The 16,075-nt window shown below is 59.0% G+C and carries 16 protein-coding genes; 11 read left to right on the top strand and 5 right to left on the bottom strand.

Features of this window, described 5'->3' with window-relative positions; translation table 11 throughout:
• Window positions 1-156: 156 nt before the first annotated feature.
• Window positions 157-1,005 carry an SDR family NAD(P)-dependent oxidoreductase gene (locus tag K787_RS23270; protein ID WP_022963513.1) on the bottom strand — a complete coding sequence of 283 codons (849 nt, stop codon included), beginning with the start codon at window positions 1,003-1,005 and terminating at the stop codon, window positions 157-159.
• 399 nt (window positions 1,006-1,404) lie between these two features.
• On the opposite strand from K787_RS23270, the gene K787_RS23275 reads away from it, so the two are divergent.
• The 5 genes from K787_RS23275 to phnE all read left to right on the top strand — a co-directional run bounded on the left by K787_RS23275 (window position 1,405) and on the right by phnE (window position 5,312).
• Window positions 1,405-1,836 carry a PA0061/PA0062 family lipoprotein gene (locus K787_RS23275; protein ID WP_022963515.1) on the top strand — a complete coding sequence of 144 codons (432 nt, stop codon included), beginning with the start codon at window positions 1,405-1,407 and terminating at the stop codon, window positions 1,834-1,836.
• A 175-nt stretch (window positions 1,837-2,011) separates the two neighbouring features.
• Complete coding sequence (locus K787_RS0114445; RefSeq protein ID WP_028614959.1) at window positions 2,012-2,875, top strand: putative selenate ABC transporter substrate-binding protein; 864 nt, start codon at window positions 2,012-2,014, stop codon at window positions 2,873-2,875.
• Between the two features lie 6 nt (window positions 2,876-2,881).
• Window positions 2,882-3,721, top strand: a complete 840-nt coding sequence (locus tag K787_RS23280; protein WP_022963517.1) for a phosphonate ABC transporter ATP-binding protein — start codon at window positions 2,882-2,884, stop codon at window positions 3,719-3,721.
• Entirely contained in the window at window positions 3,712-4,551 is an 840-nt protein-coding gene (locus tag K787_RS0114455; RefSeq protein ID WP_022963518.1) for a PhnE/PtxC family ABC transporter permease, read from the top strand. Before K787_RS23280 ends, K787_RS0114455 begins: the two co-directional genes overlap by 10 nt.
• Complete coding sequence (phnE, locus tag K787_RS0114460; protein WP_022963519.1) at window positions 4,548-5,312, top strand: phosphonate ABC transporter, permease protein PhnE; 765 nt, start codon at window positions 4,548-4,550, stop codon at window positions 5,310-5,312. The genes K787_RS0114455 and phnE overlap by 4 nt, the downstream gene beginning before the upstream one ends.
• Before the next feature lie 219 nt (window positions 5,313-5,531).
• Here phnE and K787_RS0114465 read toward each other — a convergent pair whose 3' ends face one another.
• A complete protein-coding gene (locus K787_RS0114465; RefSeq protein ID WP_022963520.1) occupies window positions 5,532-5,840 on the bottom strand; it encodes a DUF2288 domain-containing protein in 309 nt (102 codons plus the stop codon).
• A 308-nt stretch (window positions 5,841-6,148) separates the two neighbouring features.
• On the opposite strand from K787_RS0114465, the gene K787_RS0114470 reads away from it, so the two are divergent.
• From K787_RS0114470 to K787_RS0114490, 5 genes are all read left to right on the top strand, one after another.
• Entirely contained in the window at window positions 6,149-7,270 is a 1,122-nt protein-coding gene (locus K787_RS0114470; RefSeq protein WP_028614961.1) for a branched-chain amino acid ABC transporter substrate-binding protein, read from the top strand.
• Window positions 7,271-7,375: 105 nt separating this feature from the next.
• Complete coding sequence (livH, locus tag K787_RS0114475; RefSeq protein ID WP_022963522.1) at window positions 7,376-8,302, top strand: high-affinity branched-chain amino acid ABC transporter permease LivH; 927 nt, start codon at window positions 7,376-7,378, stop codon at window positions 8,300-8,302.
• Window positions 8,302-9,558, top strand: coding sequence for a high-affinity branched-chain amino acid ABC transporter permease LivM (locus K787_RS0114480; protein WP_028614962.1), 1,257 nt, complete (start codon window positions 8,302-8,304; stop codon window positions 9,556-9,558). The genes livH and K787_RS0114480 overlap by 1 nt, the downstream gene beginning before the upstream one ends.
• A gap of 5 nt (window positions 9,559-9,563) precedes the next feature.
• Complete coding sequence (livG, locus tag K787_RS0114485) at window positions 9,564-10,328, top strand: high-affinity branched-chain amino acid ABC transporter ATP-binding protein LivG (RefSeq protein ID WP_028614963.1); 765 nt, start codon at window positions 9,564-9,566, stop codon at window positions 10,326-10,328.
• A 13-nt stretch (window positions 10,329-10,341) separates the two neighbouring features.
• Window positions 10,342-11,043, top strand: a complete 702-nt coding sequence (locus K787_RS0114490; protein ID WP_022963525.1) for an ABC transporter ATP-binding protein — start codon at window positions 10,342-10,344, stop codon at window positions 11,041-11,043.
• Window positions 11,044-11,046: 3 nt separating this feature from the next.
• Here K787_RS0114490 and K787_RS0114495 read toward each other — a convergent pair whose 3' ends face one another.
• On the bottom strand, window positions 11,047-11,697 hold the full coding sequence (locus tag K787_RS0114495) for a hypothetical protein (RefSeq protein ID WP_152486851.1): 651 nt from the start codon (window positions 11,695-11,697) through the stop codon (window positions 11,047-11,049).
• Between the two features lie 165 nt (window positions 11,698-11,862).
• On the opposite strand from K787_RS0114495, the gene K787_RS23285 reads away from it, so the two are divergent.
• Window positions 11,863-12,381 carry an OmpA family protein gene (locus tag K787_RS23285; RefSeq protein ID WP_022963527.1) on the top strand — a complete coding sequence of 173 codons (519 nt, stop codon included), beginning with the start codon at window positions 11,863-11,865 and terminating at the stop codon, window positions 12,379-12,381.
• Window positions 12,382-12,495: 114 nt separating this feature from the next.
• Here the strand turns inward: K787_RS23285 and K787_RS0114505 are convergent, their stop codons facing one another.
• On the bottom strand, window positions 12,496-14,334 hold the full coding sequence (locus tag K787_RS0114505; protein WP_022963528.1) for a bifunctional diguanylate cyclase/phosphodiesterase: 1,839 nt from the start codon (window positions 14,332-14,334) through the stop codon (window positions 12,496-12,498).
• Between the two features lie 195 nt (window positions 14,335-14,529).
• Entirely contained in the window at window positions 14,530-15,837 is a 1,308-nt protein-coding gene (locus K787_RS0114510) for a short-chain fatty acid transporter (RefSeq protein WP_022963529.1), read from the bottom strand.
• Window positions 15,838-16,075 lie beyond the last annotated feature (238 nt).

Genomic DNA, 16,075 nt, shown 5'->3' on the forward strand with positions numbered 1-16,075 from the left:
CTGGAGGGAAGCACCGGCCTGTGGGAGCGGCGGCCTCGCCGCGATGGGTTCAGGAAACACAAACCCTGAGAATACCCACACACCATCTCGACCAGCGGCCTTCAAACAAGACCGCTGTGTCAAGATGGAACTCGACACCCCCGGTAAAAACCAGCTTTACGGGTTCATGGAATCAAAGACCGTGGTTTCTGCATCTGCAGCGGCGGCGCGCAGCTTGATCAGCTCTTTGATCTTGCGGTGCGGGAAGACGTAGAACTGATTGTCCTCAACAGCTTTGAGCGTCATCTCGGCCACGTCCGCAGCTTTGATTCTACCCTTCTCTATCGCCGCCTTCAGGGCTGCGGCGCGTTCTTCAGCGAGCGCACTGGGCTTGAGCGTGTCGGCCATATCCGCCGGGCGGTTGCGGGCGGAGTCGTGGATGCCGGTGGGGAAGAAAGCCGGGCAGAGTACGGTCACACCGACTTTGGCGCCAACGTCGCGCAGATCCAGGGCCAGGGTCTCGGAGATGGCGACGACCGAATGCTTGGTGGCGTTATAGACCGCCATGCTCGGGCCGTTGACCCAGCCAGCGGCCGAGGCGACGTTGACGATATGGCCTTCGCCCTGTTCGATCATCATTGGGGTAAAGGCTTTCAGGCCCCAGGCGACGCCGTACATATTGACGCCAACCACCCACTCCCAATCCGCCTGGGTATTCATCCAGACCGGACCACCGACGCTGACGCCGGCGTTATTGAACAGCAGATGCGCGCCGCCGAAACGGCTTTTGGCCAGCGCGGCAAAGGCTTCCACCTGCTCCAACTTGGACACGTCCAGGCGCATGGTCGCGGACTCGATGCTGGCGTCCAGCGCCTTGACCTGATTCAGCGTTTCCTGCATGCCCGCTTCGTCTACATCACCGAGCACCAGTTTCATGCCGCGCGCAGCACAGCGCAGCGCCAGCTCGCGCCCCAATCCGCTCCCGCCACCGGTGATAACCGCTACCTTGCCTGTTAGATTCTGCATGCTGTGTTCTCCTGGAAGGGCCTTACACCACGGCGTCATAAAAGCACGCGGGCTGGATTGAAAGGCGACTTATACTTATAAATGTGGCAAATAGAATGCCTTTTACGGCATCACCAAACCAGATCTATCAGTTGCAGTGATCGCACTTTATCAGTGCTTGCCTTGCTGAAGCTGGCGGTGAGAATGCTGATGCCGAAGTCTTTTCTCACAGAACCCCTAGGCCATATCAGGGTCAACTTGAGTATGATCATCAACGCAGGGCTTTCAGGGGCAGATATCAGCTGCTTGATACGCGGCCCTGTTTGGCAACCCTATTTGCGAACAGCTCACCCGCGCGCTGATTATTGGTCTGGATAATCAGCACGTGCTGCAGACCAACGGACTTACCGGAGTTAACTGATGCGCTGGATCACCCTTGCTGCTGGCATCTTGATGACCATCGGCTGCGCCGCGCCGGCGCCAACGCCCTTGGCTGGCGATCAGGCACGCCTGGAGCTGAGTACCCAGCGGCCTGGCGACCGTATCAGCGCCTATCGGCTGGATGGCGAGTTGGTGCGGGGGTTACGCTTCCCTGATCTGCATCCCGGCGCGCACAATGCGCAAATGCGCTTTCGCTATGAGGTGCCCGGCTCGGCCAACAGTGCCGGCATGCTCGGCGAGCCGCAGTACCGTACTTGCATACTCGGTATCGATTACGATGATTTCAGCGCCGGTAACACCTACCGGTTTGTCGCTGACCGGCGCGGCATTCGCCCGGCGGGCTGGCTGGAATCGGCAGACCATCAACGCCTGGCCCGCGCCAGCATTGTGCGCTGCGGCCCCGGCGTCTGACTTGTTAGTCTCCCACCTCGCCTGACCCTGGCACGTTAAAGACGGGCTGGGCTCACTGCGCCCAGGCAAACCCCGCTGTGCTTTTTCCTCCGCATGCTACAATCCGCGCCTGCCCTGGCTGGATTCGACACCCGGCCAGGAGTCTTCCGCTATTGAACCGGAGAATCACATGTCGATGATCAAACGTCCGCTGGCCGTCATGGCTGGCTTGTGCCTGTCTGTTGCTACTGCTTTTATTTCCGCCCCTGCCCTAGCCGAACAAGACGTGCTGCGCGTCTCGGCCATTCCCGATGAAGCCCCCACCGAATTGCTGCGCAAGTTCGAGCCGCTGGGCGCCTATCTGGAAAAAGAACTGGATATGAAAGTGACCTTTCAACCGGTTTCCGACTATGCCGGCGTAGTAGAAGCGCTGGGGTCCAAGCGTCTGGATCTGGCCTGGCTGGGCGGCTTTACCTTCGTTCAGGCGCGCCTGCGCACTGGCGACGCGATTCCACTGGTACAGCGCGAACAGGATGCGGTATTCACCAGCACCTTTATTACTGCCGACCCCGAGATCAAGGAACACAAGGACCTGAAAGGCAAGAGTTTCGCCTTTGGCTCAGTGTCATCCACCTCAGGCCATTTGATGCCGCGCTACTTTATGCAGCAGGACGGTCTGGACGTGGATAACTACCTCGGCCGCGTAGGCTATTCCGGCGCACACGATGCCACCGTCGCCTGGGTAGAGTCCGGCCGTGTGGATGCGGGCGTGCTGAATGCCTCGGTCTGGGAAAAGCTGGTTGAAGATGGCAAAGTCGATACCGATAAGGTTCGCGTATACACCACCACTCCGACCTACTTCGATTACAACTGGACAGTACGTGGCGACATGGACCCCGAGCTGGTCGAGCGCATCAAGCAGGCGTTCCTCAAGCTGGATCCGGAGAACCCCGAGCACAAGGCGATCCTGGATCTGCAGCGCGCCAGCCGCTTTGTTGATACCAAGCCGGAAAACTACCAGGGCATCGAAGAAGCAGCACGCGCCGCCGGCCTGCTGTAACCCGCCATGGGTATCCAACTCGACGGGGCGAGTCTGACTCACCCCGGTGGCTTTATCGCCCTGCACCCGCTCAACCTGACAATTCAGCCGGGTGAACGGGTGGCGATTATCGGCTCCTCCGGTGCCGGCAAAACCACGCTATTGCGCCTGCTTGCAACTGGCCTCTTGGCCAGCAGCGGCAGCGTGCAACTGCTGAAAGATAATCCGGCACAACTGTCAGGCGGCGCCCTGCGACGTCTGCGCACGCGTATCGGCCTGATCCATCAAAGTCCTCCACTACCGCCACGGCAGCGGGTGATTACTGCGGTGCTGGCCGGGCGGCTTGGGCAATGGTCATTGGCCCGCTCGCTTCTGTCATTATGCTATCCGCTGGATATACCCGGCGCCCGCGCTGCGCTGGAACCCCTGGATCTGGGTGACAAACTCTTTGCCCGCTGCGATCAATTGTCCGGTGGGCAATTGCAGCGTGTCGGCATTGCTCGAGTCTTGTATCAGGGCGCTGATCTGTTGCTGGCCGACGAGCCGGTATCGGCAATGGACCCGCTATTGGCCGATCACACACTGGCGCTGCTCAACCGGCTGGCCCTGGAGCATGGCAAGACCCTGGTTGCCAGCCTGCATGCGGTGGATCTGGCTTTGCGGCATTTCCCGCGAATCATTGGCCTGCGCGACGGCGTTATTCTGTTCGACCGCGACGCGGCGCAGGTAACAGCCGATGACCTGGATGAGCTGTACAGTAATGACGGCCTGAATGCCGGCCTGGCTGACACCCGTCCTAGCCCAACCGCCTTACATTCACCCACCTCGCCTGTGCCAAGCGGGCGTCCTGCGCCACGATGCTTGTGAACGCGTTGCAGCGCACCGACCCACGCGACCCTGCAGCCCTGCCCCGCGTACTCTTTACGCTACTGGCGCTAGTACTGCTGTGGCCCGGTCTGGTGCTAACCGAGTTTCGCCCCGCAACCCTGGTCGAACCGCGCAACCTGGATACCTTCGGGCGTTTTCTGGCGGGCTTCTGGCCACCAGATTTGTCGGCCGAGTTTCTTGCGCTGCTGGGCAAGGCAACGCTGGAAACCTTGGCGATGGCCACCGCCGGGCTTGCGCTCGCACTGGTATTGGCGATACCGCTGAGTCTGCTGTCCAGCCGTGCGCTGTCGGTGTCAGCCCTGCTGCGCGGCCGGCCTAGCCGGCTGGCCAGCGCCGCCCGGTACCCGGTCAGGTTATTGCTGGTCCTGCTGCGCAGTATTCCGGAAATCGTCTGGGCGCTGCTGTTTGTCCGGGCCGTCGGGCTAGGCCCTACTGCCGGCGTACTGGCTATTGCCATTACCTACAGCGGCATGCTCGGCAAGGTCTATGCGGAAATCTACGAGTCAGCCGACCAGCGCCCAGCGCGGGCCTTGATGCAGGCCGGCAGCTCACGGCTGGCCGCGTTTCTCTACGGCATTTTGCCGGCCGCAGCACAAGAGCTGACCTCCTATACACTGTACCGCTGGGAATGCGCCGTGCGCGCCTCGGTGATCATGGGCTTTGTCGGTGCTGGCGGGCTGGGGCAGATGATCGACCTGTCGATCCGCATGTTTGCCGGCGGCGAGGTCGTCAGTATTTTGCTGACCTTCCTGGTATTGGTGCTCGCAGCCGACCAATTAAGCAGCCTGCTGCGCCGGAGGCTGGCATGAACCGGCGTTACGAGCCGCTGCTGTGGATCAGCCTGATTGGCGCAGCGCTGGTGAGCTCTTTCATGTATCTGGGGCTGGATCTCGGCGGCCTGCTGCGCGGCGACAGCCCCAGTCAGATGGCCACCTACGCCAGCTCATTTTTTCCGCCGGACATGTCTGCTGGTTGGCTGAGGCAGATCAGTTGGGGCGCCCTGGAAACCCTGGCAATTTCGGCCATTGGCACCTTATTGGCGGTGCTGGCGGGAGCAGCGCTCAGCCTGTTGGCGGCCGGGCGCCTGGGCGCCATTGCCAAAAGCCTGGCGCGGCTGCTGCTGAACGCACTGCGCTCGGTGCCCGAATTAGTGTGGGCCGCGCTGATGGTACTGGCCGCCGGCCTCGGCCCCTTTGCCGGCACCCTGGCGATTGCGCTGCATACCACCGGCGTGCTCGGTCGGCTGTTTGCCGAAGCACTAGAAAACGCCCCGCCCGAGCCAGCAAAAGCGCTGCGTGATCAGGGCGCGAGCGCTACCGCAGCGTTTTTCTATGGGACATTACCCCAGGTGTTCCCGCAGTGGCTGGCGTATAGCCTGTATCGCTGGGAAAACAATATTCGTATGGCCGCCGTGCTCGGTTTCGTGGGCGCTGGTGGCTTAGGGCAGATGCTGTATGTGACGCTGAGCCTATTCCAGCAGCCCAAGGCGTTGAGCGTGATTTTGGCGATGATTGTGATGGTGTTGGTAGTGGATGGGCTGAGTGCCTGGTGGCGGGTGCGGTTGGGGTGATAGGTTGGGGTGAGTAATGGACCGGGGGGGCTTACGCCCCCATCGCGCCGAGGCCGGCGCTCCCACCCAATCCAATCCAACCCAATCCTACCCAGCCCATCACCTAACCCATCACCCAACCCAATCCAATCCAGCCCATTACCCAGCCTGCCCGGCGTGTAGCTCAGAAACCGGTGGGAGCGCCGGCCTCGGCGCGATGGGCTAACAAGCATCCAACTCTCAATGCCGAACTACCCGCTCCTGCACCAATACCCAGGGGCGAATGACCACCGCCCAGAGGTTGTCCGGATCACGCTCGTGCCAGTCAGCCGCCTGGGCATCGGGGGTTAATTGCACTTGCCCGGCATCCATCCACTGTTTAACCGTAGCGCCGTCGTCTTTAGTAAATGCCTCAGCCACGGTGACCAGATCCAGACCAGAGTCCACGGATAACACCTGACCCGCAGCGAAATGCGGCTCCAGGGTCTTCCATTCGATAGGCGCAGTAGCACCCAGAATCGCTGCATAGGTGTCACTTTGATCAGACATGGGGCTCTCCAGATAAGGCTTAATGGCTGCGCATGTTAACCAGCACACCACCAAGTGCAAGACGGTTGGCAGGAAATAGGCGGCATTGTCGGCCAAATGCGCCTATTCTGGTGGGGCGCATGTCGTCTTTCAGACAAAATGTTGCAATTTGAGGACATTGACTGACTATTTGCCAAGACTCGATTCCCTGCGCTCATCGCCGTTGGTAAACTGCTGCGGTACAGTTACCAGGAATGGGTGTGGTTAACGCCAACACGACCTGAACCTAAGTGATTTCGGACAACAACAAGCGAGCATACGATATGAAAATGGTCCATAAAAAAGCCCTGTCCCAGTTTATCGCCGTAGCCGCCCTGGCCGGGGCGAGCAGCTTCGCCGTGGCAGCAGACACGATCAAGATCGCCCTGGCAGGCCCGGTAACCGGTCCCGTTGCCCAGTATGGCGACATGCAGTTCATTGGCGCGAAGATGGCCATCGAGCAGATCAACAAGGCCGGCGGGGTTAATGGCAGCCAGCTCGAAGGCGTGGTATTTGACGACGCTTGCGACCCCAAGCAGGCGGTCGCCGTGGCCAACCGCATCGTCAACCAGCAAATCCAGTTCGTCGTCGGTCACCTGTGCTCCAGCTCTACCCAACCCGCCTCTGACATCTATGAAGATGAAGGCATCCTGATGGTGACTGCAGCGTCCACCAGCCCGGAAATCACCACCCGTGGCTACGAGCTGGTGTTCCGTACCATTGGCCTGGACAGCCTGCAAGGCCCGACTGCTGGCAAGTACATCGCCGAACAGATCAAGCCGAAAAAAGTCGCTGTTATCCATGACAAGCAGCAGTACGGTGAAGGTATTGCTACCGCAGTGCGTGACGTTCTGACCGAAGCCGGCATCGACGTACCGCTGTTTGAAGGCGTGACTGCGGGTGACAAGGACTTCTCCGCGCTGATTGCCAAACTGCGTCAGGAAGGGGTCGACTTCGTTTACTACGGCGGCTACCACCCCGAGCTAGGCCTGATTCTGCGCCAATCCGCCGAACAGGGTCTAAAAGTCGGCTTTATGGGTCCTGAAGGCGTGGGCAACAGCGACATCTCTGCAATTGCTGGCGCAGCGTCCGAAGGCCTGCTGGTTACGCTGCCCAAGGCGTTTGATGAAGATCCGCGCAACGCCGATCTGGTCGCCGCCTTCAAGGCCAAGAACGAAGACCCTACCGGCCCCTTCGTGTTCCCTGCCTACGCTGCGGTGCAGATCATTGCTGACGGCATCAAGCTGGCCGGCGATACCGATACTGCCAAGGTAGCCGAGGCACTGCGCAGCAACGAGTTCGACACCCCTACCGGCATGTTGAGCTTTGACGAGAAAGGCGACCTGCAAGATTTCAACTTCGTTGTTTACAAGTGGCACGCTGACGCGACCAAAACCGCACTGACCGAGTAATACCCCAGGTTCAGGCCCACCGGAGCAATCCGGCGGGCCTGATTTTTTTGATGCCCGTCTGTTCTGACCAGCATTGCTCATCCTGTCATCCCAGGTGCCGTGACCATGCCAGAGTCACTCTATTACTTTATCCAGCAGTTGCTTAACGGCCTCACAGTGGGCAGCACCTATGCCTTGATCGCGATTGGTTACACCATGGTGTACGGCATCATCGGCATGATCAACTTCGCCCATGGCGAGGTGTACATGATCGGCAGCTACATCGCCTTTATGGCCATTGCTGCACTCGCCCTATTTGGGCTCGAATACTTACCGCTGATGATTATTGGTGCTTTTGTGATCAGCATGATCGTCACCAGCGCCTACGGTTACAGCATAGAAAGGGTCGCGTACCGGCCATTGCGCGGCGGCAATCGGCTGATCCCGCTAATTTCCGCTATTGGCATGTCGATTTTCCTGCAAAACCTGGTGCGCCTGGCGCAGGGCTCGCGCGATATTGCCATGCCCAGCCTGATTACCGGCGGCGTCAGCATTGGCCCGGAAGAAGGTTTTCAGGCATCGCTGTCCTATATGCAGATGATCATATTCGCGGTAACCCTGGTGACCATGACCTTGCTCACTCTGTTTATCACCCGCTCGCGCATGGGCCGCGCCTGCCGCGCCTGCGCTGAAGACCTGAAGATGACCAACCTGCTGGGCATCAATACCAACGGCATCATTGCCCTGACCTTTATTATCGGCGCCGCTCTGGCTGCGGTCGCCGGCGTGTTGCTGAGCATGTATTACGGCGTGATCAACCCCTATATCGGCTTTATGGCCGGGCTTAAGGCGTTCACCGCTGCGGTATTGGGCGGCATTGGCAGCATTCCCGGCGCGGTACTCGGCGGCTTGCTGCTGGGCGTGACCGAAGCCATTACCGCAGGCTACTTCAGCAGTGAGTACAAGGATGTAGTCGCCTTCAGTCTGCTGATTCTGATCCTGCTGTTCCGCCCCAGCGGCATTCTTGGCCGCCCAGAGGTGGAAAAAGTATGATGCGAGCCAATCTGAAACCGGCGATTATTTCCGCCGTGGTGGTGGTCGTGCTGACTGGCCTGCTAATGGGCGTGCGCCTGGGCCAATCGGGTACCGGCCTGACCGTGACCGGCGCTGGGGTGGATGTGTGGTGGAAAATTGCCGCTGCAGCCGCGTTCATGTTCTTTTTCAACCTGTTCCGCGATCACCTGACGCGCGCCTGGCAGGCCGTACCCGGCCTGCCGAAGACCCCTCCGAAGCTGTCGGATATTCGTGATAAGCCGGTAGTACAGCGACTGTTCTGGTGCTTTTTGATCGCCGCAGCCCTGATCTGGCCGTTCTTCGCCAACCGTGGCGGGATCGACCTGGCCACCCTGGTGCTGATCTACATCATGCTCGGCCTGGGCCTGAATATCGTTGTTGGCCTGGCCGGCCTGCTGGATCTGGGTTATGTCGGCTTCTACGCAGTCGGCGCCTATACCTATGCACTGCTGGCCATGTACTTCGGTCTGGGCTTCTGGACCGGTTTGCTGGTGGCCGGCGCCATGGCAGCACTGTTCGGCTTTTTGCTCGGTTTTCCGGTGTTACGCTTACGTGGCGACTACTTGGCGATTGTGACGCTGGGTTTTGGCGAAATTATTCGTATTCTGCTAAACAACATGACCTGGCTGACCAATGGCCCGAACGGCATCGGCGGCATTCCCAAGCCAACCTTCTTTGGCCTGGAATTCAGCCGCCGCGCCAGCGAAGGCATGCAGACCTTTCACGAATTTTTCGGTATCGATTTCAACTCCAACCATCGGGTGATCTTTCTATACCTGCTGGCGCTGTTGCTGGTGTTGTTCACCCTGTTCGTGATCAACCGGCTGCTGCGTATGCCAATTGGCCGCGCGTGGGAAGCCCTGCGCGAAGACGAGATCGCCTGTCGTTCGCTGGGCATCAATCCCACCTCAATCAAGCTCAACGCCTTTACCATCGGCGCTACCTTTGCTGGCTTTGCCGGTTGCTTCTTCGCCGCACGCCAGGGCTTTATCAGCCCCGAATCCTTCACCTTTATCGAGTCAGCGATCATTCTCGCCATCGTGGTGCTAGGCGGTATGGGCTCGCAATTGGGTGTGATCCTGGCGGCGATCATCATGACCATTCTGCCGGAGCTGGCGCGCGAATTTAACGAATACCGCATGCTGCTGTTCGGCTTGATGATGGTGCTGATGATGATCTGGCGCCCGCAGGGTCTACTACCGATGAAACGCCCACATATGGAGCTGCGGACATGAGCGCCATGCCCCCTTTGCTCGATGTATCCGGGCTGACCATGCGCTTTGGCGGCCTGCTGGCGGTTAATGGCGTAGCACTGCAGGTGTACGAAAAGCAGATCGTGTCGATGATCGGCCCGAACGGCGCCGGCAAAACCACGGTATTCAATTGCCTGACCGGTTTCTACAAGCCCAGCGACGGCAAGATCGTGTTCCGCGGCGAAGAGATCCAGGGGCTACCCGGCTTCAAGGTTGCCCGCAAGGGCATGATTCGTACCTTCCAGCATGTACGCCTGTTCAAGGAAATGACCGTTGTTGAAAACCTGCTGGTAGCACAGCACCAGAGCATGAACACCAGCATGCTCGCCGGGTTGTTCAAGACGCCCGGCTACCGCCGCAGTGAAAAGGAAGCGATGGAGCGCGCGGCCTACTGGCTTGAGCGGGTCAACCTGCACCAGTTCGCCAACCGCACCGCCAGCACCCTGGCCTATGGGCAGCAGCGCCGGCTGGAGATCGCCCGCTGCATGGTCACCCAACCGAGCCTGCTGATGCTCGATGAGCCGGCTGCCGGCCTCAACCCGCGGGAAACACAGGACCTCAAGGAGTTGATCTCCGAGCTGCGTGACACCCACGATCTGACCGTGTTGCTGATCGAGCACGATATGAAGCTGGTGATGGATATCTCCGACCATATTGTCGTGATCAACCAGGGCTGCCCCCTGGCCGATGGCACACCCGAGCAGGTGCGCAACAACCCCGACGTGATCAAGGCCTACCTGGGCGAAACCTGAGGCAAAAAATTCCATGCTGTATATGAAAAACGTCTCTACCCACTACGGCAAGATCCAGGCCCTGCATGATGTGAGCCTGGAAGTGGAACGTGGGGAAATTGTCACCCTGATCGGCGCCAATGGCGCCGGCAAAACCACCCTGCTGATGACCCTGTGCGGCGACCCGCGCGCCAGCAGCGGCAGCATTCGTTTGGAAGGGGAAGAACTGACCGGCCTGACCACCGCCGAGATCATGCGCAAGGATATCGCCATCGTGCCCGAGGGCCGCCGGGTGTTTTCACGCCTGACCGTGGAAGAGAACCTGAGTATGGGTGGTTTTTTCACCCACAAGGATGATTTTCAACAGCAGCTCGATACCACCCTGGGCCTGTTTCCGCGTCTGAAGGAGCGTTATCAGCAGCGCGCTGGCACCATGTCGGGCGGCGAGCAGCAGATGCTTGCCATTGGCCGGGCGCTGATGAGCAAGCCGCGGCTGTTACTGCTCGACGAGCCGTCTCTGGGGCTGGCGCCGATCATCATCCAGCAGATCTTCGAGATTATTCAGCAACTGCGTAGCCAGGGCGTGACCATCTTTCTGGTCGAGCAGAACGCCAACCAGGCACTGAAGCTGGCTGACCGCGGCTATGTCATGGAGCACGGGCATATCGTCATGCAAGACAGCGGTGAAGCATTACTGTCCGACCCACAAGTACGTAGCGCCTACCTGGGCGGCTGAGTATCAGGGCAGCAGGCCCCGGTAGGCACAGCCGGTCAGGGTTTCACCATTGCGAATCAAGCGCGCAGTGCGATGATAATAATCGCCACTGCTGCGCGCGAAGCAATCTTCAGGAGAAACCCACAATTCACGCGCATTGCCGCTGAGCGTCTGGAAACTGACGGACACGCCCGGCACCTCTTCGGAGATCAGCGGGACTGGCTTGCCCAGGTTGTCCATGCCCTTTTCCTGCCATTGCATGCCTTGCGCCCCTACCAACACCCGCCAGTCGGGCCCCTCACCCCGAGCCACCCACTGATTGGCGGCATGCACATCATCAGCGCAACCACGCCCAGTGGTCTGCATGCGAATGATCTCCACTGGCTCCAATCCGCCATCTGCCAGCGGCCGCGCGGTCATATCGACAAACAGCGCCGTTTGACCCGGCTGGGCTATTTTCACGAACAGAGCCTGTAGCGCTGTGGCCTTATTAATCGACACCGCCTCCTTGGCCCCGCAGGGCATGAGGCTCGCGTTATTGGAGTCCATTTCCAGTAACCCAGCAATCCGCTGTGGCGGCTGCGCATCTCGTCCGGGCAAAACCGCACAGCCTACCGTGCCGAGAACGACGAGAAATAGCGAAATACGGGGTAATTTGGCACACATTGACGACATGAAATGGCCTCTGGGCGGAAAACCGAAGAAAAGGGTATGCACTTGATCACAAATTCAACAACTGATGGTACCCTCTACTGTAATAAAGGGAATACACTTACACCAACTTCTGAACATTCGCACCCGGGCATCATGAAAACATTAAAAACTCTCTCCGCCGTATGTATGTCCCTGGCACTCGCCGCCTGTGCTTCCAAAGCGCCTGTTGCGCCGACTCCTCCGCCACCGCAACCATCCTGGGCCGAGTCGCGGGTTGAGCCACTAACGGCTATCGCAGAGAAAGAAGGCTTTGAAGTGGTGCGTGAAGGTGAGCAAATCCGCCTGATCATTCCCGTGGAAGGCAACTTCCATCCCAAGCGCACCTTATTACTGCCCTCCGGGTTGGTGCCCCTCAGCAAAGTGGCCAAGGCGCTGAAAGAAGACCCCGATAGCCAGTACGCCGTTGTTGGCCACAGCGACAGCACCGGGGAGCAGGAAATAAACCAGCAACTGAGCATGGAGCGCGCCCAAGCCGTTGCCAGCATCCTGATGCTCGGTGGTGTTAGCAGCCGACGCATGAGTTTAACCAGCATGGGTGAGAATCAGCCGCGCGCTGACAACAGCACCTATACCGGCCGTATGCTCAATCGCCGGGTAGAGATTCTGCTGACGCCCTATCCTACTCGCGTAGCCATGGCCAACTGAGCCAACCCAGCCCTGCCGCTCCCGGCGGCAGGGCTTAGCACTTCCCCCTGCAAGCTCCCCTATTTTGAAACTGTGTGAAATGGCGCGTCGCGTCCACCACACGCCTACCGATGCCTAGGCAGATCCGCCAACATGCCCGACCGTCTGACTGGTGTTCTGGCTGGTGGTGAGTCCGGTGCTCTGGTCCAGCTCGGCCGGCCCAAAGTTTTCACATACGACACTGAACCCGGGCACTCGCTTGGCCTCGTGCTTGGCATGCGAGGCCATTTCAGCGAGCTGGGCCGGATCGCGTATACCATGCCCTTTTGCAGGTAGCATCAGCACCCCCACCGACAGCTGCAACAGGCCATGATGCCGCCACTGGCCGTGCCGATCTGGCGCGGAAAAACCGCCAGCCAGAATATGTTCCGGACGATAGAAAGCACAGCACAGCTGCTGAAAACGCTGATCCAAGCGATGCAAGCGTTCACGCCAATCCGCGCTTCGCAGCACCAGCATAAAATCATCGCCACCGATGTGGCCGACAAAATCGCAACGCGGATCACACAGGGTTCGCAGTATCTGCGCCAACCCCAGTAGCACCTCATCACCCTTGCCGTAGCCGTAGATATCATTGAATGGTTTGAACGCATCCAGATCGATATAGCACAAGCGGGCTTCCTGACCGTTGGCCAGCAAGCGCGCCAGGCATTCCTGAATCGGGATGTTTCCAGGTAGCAATGTCAGCGGATTGGCATGCCGGGCCTGAATAATCTTCAGTTCGGTGATATGCCGCAGGACATCAATCACTCTGCCCAATCCGGCATATTTGCCATCGCGCAGGATGATGAAGTCTTCCTCGATACGCTGCCGAGCACGGCTGGTCAACAAGCGGCTGACGCGCTCCAGGCTCTGCTGCACGTCTACCACCAAGTAGTCCCGGTCCATCAACAGGGTAATGGGTTTGCGCCCGTGCAGCTCACTGGCGAAAGGTTTGAGCATGGCTTGACTCAAGCTGTGACAATGCACGGTGCCAACCGGCTCCAGCGCGTCGTTGATTACCGCCAAACTGTTCAAGCTGGCCTGCTGTTGAAAACGGGCCAACACCTGGCTGACCGTCTCGCTCTCATGCACGCCCGGCACGGTAATCAACAGCGAATCCAGCGCCTGCTCCCGATCCTCTTCCAGTGTCTGCTCAGGATGCCGAGTGGCGAGGTGCGCCTGCAGGGCATTCTGGCAAGCGGCCGGCTCAGTTTCCGGGCGACCCAGCCAGTAACCCTGCACCCAGTCCACGCCCATGTCCTCAAGCACCTTGAGCTCTTCGGTTTGCTCGATACCTTCAGCAATGATGTGCGCCTGCGAGGCCTTGGCCAGACTGAGAATGGAGCCAACAAATTCGCGCTTGAGTGGGTCAAGGTGGATCCCATCAATAAAGTGCCGGTCGATTTTGACAAAGTCCGGGCGCAATTCCGACCATAACCGCAGACTCGAATAGCCCGCGCCCAGATCGTCCAGGGCGATGCGAAAGCCCATATCGCGGTAATGCACCAAGGCGCTGTGCAGCAGCGCAAAGTTATCGATGGGCGCCTGTTCAGTGAGTTCAATCACCACCTGGTCCGGGGTCATGCCAGACGCCTTCAACATCGCCAGCGTGCGCCCGGGGTAGTGCTGCTTTTCTAGCAGGCTTTCTGGCGAAACGTTAAGGAACAAACTGCCCGGTAACTGCATCCGACTGAAGGCTTCAACGGCCTTGCGCCGGCAGAGCATTTCCAGTTCGGTCAACAACCCACACTGACGCGCCGTAGCGAACAAGGTCAGCGGCGAATGCAGGGAGCTGTTCGACGGGCCGCGGCTTAACGCCTCGTAACCAACGATACGTTGCTGAACCATAGAGACGATGGGTTGAAAAAGAACCGACACTGCCTCCTGTCGCAGGATAGACAGCAGAGCCTGATGTTGTTCATTGAGAGTCATTGGAGTCCCGGCAGAATGAAAACGGCCTGTCCGGCACCGCCACGGATGCCGAGCAACTCAGGGCCACAAATTGCCTCACCATGCTGACCGGCGAATATGACAATGGGATGACAGCAGCAACGTAAAGGGTAGGCAGAGCATCGCTGAACTGGTAGGCAGCATCAGGCTGCCTACCGTCAATACATTATCGCTACCTTAGAGCCAGGTCAGCCCAATGCTGATGATAATACCGGTGATCACCAGCAGCATCAGGCAATAGCCCATGATGTCCTTCGCCTTTAGCCCGGCAATAGCCAGCACCGGCAAGGCCCAGAACGGCTGCAGCAGGTTGGTCCAGGCATCGCCCCAGGCAACGGCCATTGCCACGCGCGGAATACTGGCTCCCAGTTCCTGGGCCGCAGGCAACATCACCGGGGCTTGCACAGCCCACTGCCCGCCGCCGGAGGGCACAAAGATATTCACCAGCCCCGCACTGATAAAGCTCCAGAACGGCAGACTTTCCGCGCTGGCCATCGAGACAAACCCGGCGGAAATACTGGCCGCCAGCCCCGAAGCGGTCATCACGCCCATGATTCCTGCGTAGAACGGAAACTGGATGACAATGCCCGCACCGCCTTTTACCGCCTCATTCAAGCTGTTCAACAACCGGCGCGGCGTCTGATGCAGGATAATCGCCAGGAACAGGAACATGAAGTTGACAATATTCAGGTTCAACCCGCCGTTATTGATAAAATACTGAACGATGTAGGCCAGGCCGGCAAAGCCCACCAGCCAGGCAAGAATTCGGCTGTTCTCAAGGTGCTCGGCTGGGCGACTGATGATGATCTGATCATCAGGGTTATCCTCGAGGATCTTGGGGTCAACATAGACACTGTCCTTTTCGCCGGGCAGCATCAGACGATTCACCGTCGGCACTACGATAAACAGCGCTACTACGATGGCCAGATTGAAGAACGCAAAAATGGTCTCGCCGGTACCAATGACCCCGATGACACTTTCACTAAAGTGCCCATCGGTGGCAATGACTAGCGGAATGGAACCCGCCAGCCCACCATGCCAGACAATAAAGCCTGAGTAAGCGCTGGCGATCAATAGCGGATAATGTACGCGGATCTGCCGCGCCAGCGCCTTGGCAAACAGCGCACCCACCACCAAACCAAACCCCCAATTGATCCAACTGGCGATCAGTGCCACAAAGGTCACCAGCACAATCGCTTGCCCCGGCGTCTTTGCCAAGGATGCCAGACGGTTGAGTATGTTGCGCACCAGCGGCGTGCTGGCCAGCATAAAGCCCGTCACCAGCACCAGCAGCATCTGCATGGAGAAGCTCAACAGATCCCAGAAGCCCTGCCCCCACATCTGAATAACCGCCATGGGCCCATGACCCTCAAAAATCATGGCCGCAGCAAACGCCACCAGGGTCAGGATCAGCACGAAGATAAAAGGATCTGGCAGGTAGCGATCCACCATTTTCACCAAGGGTCTGGCTGCGCGATCAAGCATGTGGGTGTCCCCGTTTTTATATGGTTATTCTGTTGCTGCCTCGACGCTCTGTACCACAGCAACCAGGTAAGGCTGAGCCTGGATGGGTCAAGCCCTTAATAGAACATAGCTGGTGCTGGGTGGTTTGTCTCAGGAACAGGAAGAGTTTGGAGCGGCGAGCTGATTCCCGCCCCGCACTCGTCATTGCCGCCCACTACCCCGTCATTTCCGCTCAGGCGTACTACTGTCCGGAATAAAT

Origin of the sequence: Halopseudomonas pelagia CL-AP6, from assembly GCF_000410875.1 — a bacterium.
Classification (GTDB): domain Bacteria; phylum Pseudomonadota; class Gammaproteobacteria; order Pseudomonadales; family Pseudomonadaceae; genus Halopseudomonas; species Halopseudomonas pelagia.

What these genes read in the sequence shown, in the direction of transcription:
- K787_RS23270 (WP_022963513.1), bottom strand. Translation starts at nt 1,005, where the DNA reads ATGCAGAATCTAACAGGCAAGGTAGCGGTTATCACCGGTGGCGGGAGC.
- K787_RS23275 (WP_022963515.1), top strand. Translation starts at nt 1,405, where the DNA reads ATGCGCTGGATCACCCTTGCTGCTGGCATCTTGATGACCATCGGCTGC.
- K787_RS0114445 (WP_028614959.1), top strand. Translation starts at nt 2,012, where the DNA reads ATGATCAAACGTCCGCTGGCCGTCATGGCTGGCTTGTGCCTGTCTGTT.
- K787_RS23280 (WP_022963517.1), top strand. Translation starts at nt 2,882, where the DNA reads ATGGGTATCCAACTCGACGGGGCGAGTCTGACTCACCCCGGTGGCTTT.
- K787_RS0114455 (WP_022963518.1), top strand. Translation starts at nt 3,712, where the DNA reads ATGCTTGTGAACGCGTTGCAGCGCACCGACCCACGCGACCCTGCAGCC.
- phnE (WP_022963519.1), top strand. Translation starts at nt 4,548, where the DNA reads ATGAACCGGCGTTACGAGCCGCTGCTGTGGATCAGCCTGATTGGCGCA.
- K787_RS0114465 (WP_022963520.1), bottom strand. Translation starts at nt 5,840, where the DNA reads ATGTCTGATCAAAGTGACACCTATGCAGCGATTCTGGGTGCTACTGCG.
- K787_RS0114470 (WP_028614961.1), top strand. Translation starts at nt 6,149, where the DNA reads ATGGTCCATAAAAAAGCCCTGTCCCAGTTTATCGCCGTAGCCGCCCTG.
- livH (WP_022963522.1), top strand. Translation starts at nt 7,376, where the DNA reads ATGCCAGAGTCACTCTATTACTTTATCCAGCAGTTGCTTAACGGCCTC.
- K787_RS0114480 (WP_028614962.1), top strand. Translation starts at nt 8,302, where the DNA reads ATGCGAGCCAATCTGAAACCGGCGATTATTTCCGCCGTGGTGGTGGTC.
- livG (WP_028614963.1), top strand. Translation starts at nt 9,564, where the DNA reads ATGCCCCCTTTGCTCGATGTATCCGGGCTGACCATGCGCTTTGGCGGC.
- K787_RS0114490 (WP_022963525.1), top strand. Translation starts at nt 10,342, where the DNA reads ATGCTGTATATGAAAAACGTCTCTACCCACTACGGCAAGATCCAGGCC.
- K787_RS0114495 (WP_152486851.1), bottom strand. Translation starts at nt 11,697, where the DNA reads ATGTCGTCAATGTGTGCCAAATTACCCCGTATTTCGCTATTTCTCGTC.
- K787_RS23285 (WP_022963527.1), top strand. Translation starts at nt 11,863, where the DNA reads ATGTCCCTGGCACTCGCCGCCTGTGCTTCCAAAGCGCCTGTTGCGCCG.
- K787_RS0114505 (WP_022963528.1), bottom strand. Translation starts at nt 14,334, where the DNA reads ATGACTCTCAATGAACAACATCAGGCTCTGCTGTCTATCCTGCGACAG.
- K787_RS0114510 (WP_022963529.1), bottom strand. Translation starts at nt 15,837, where the DNA reads ATGCTTGATCGCGCAGCCAGACCCTTGGTGAAAATGGTGGATCGCTAC.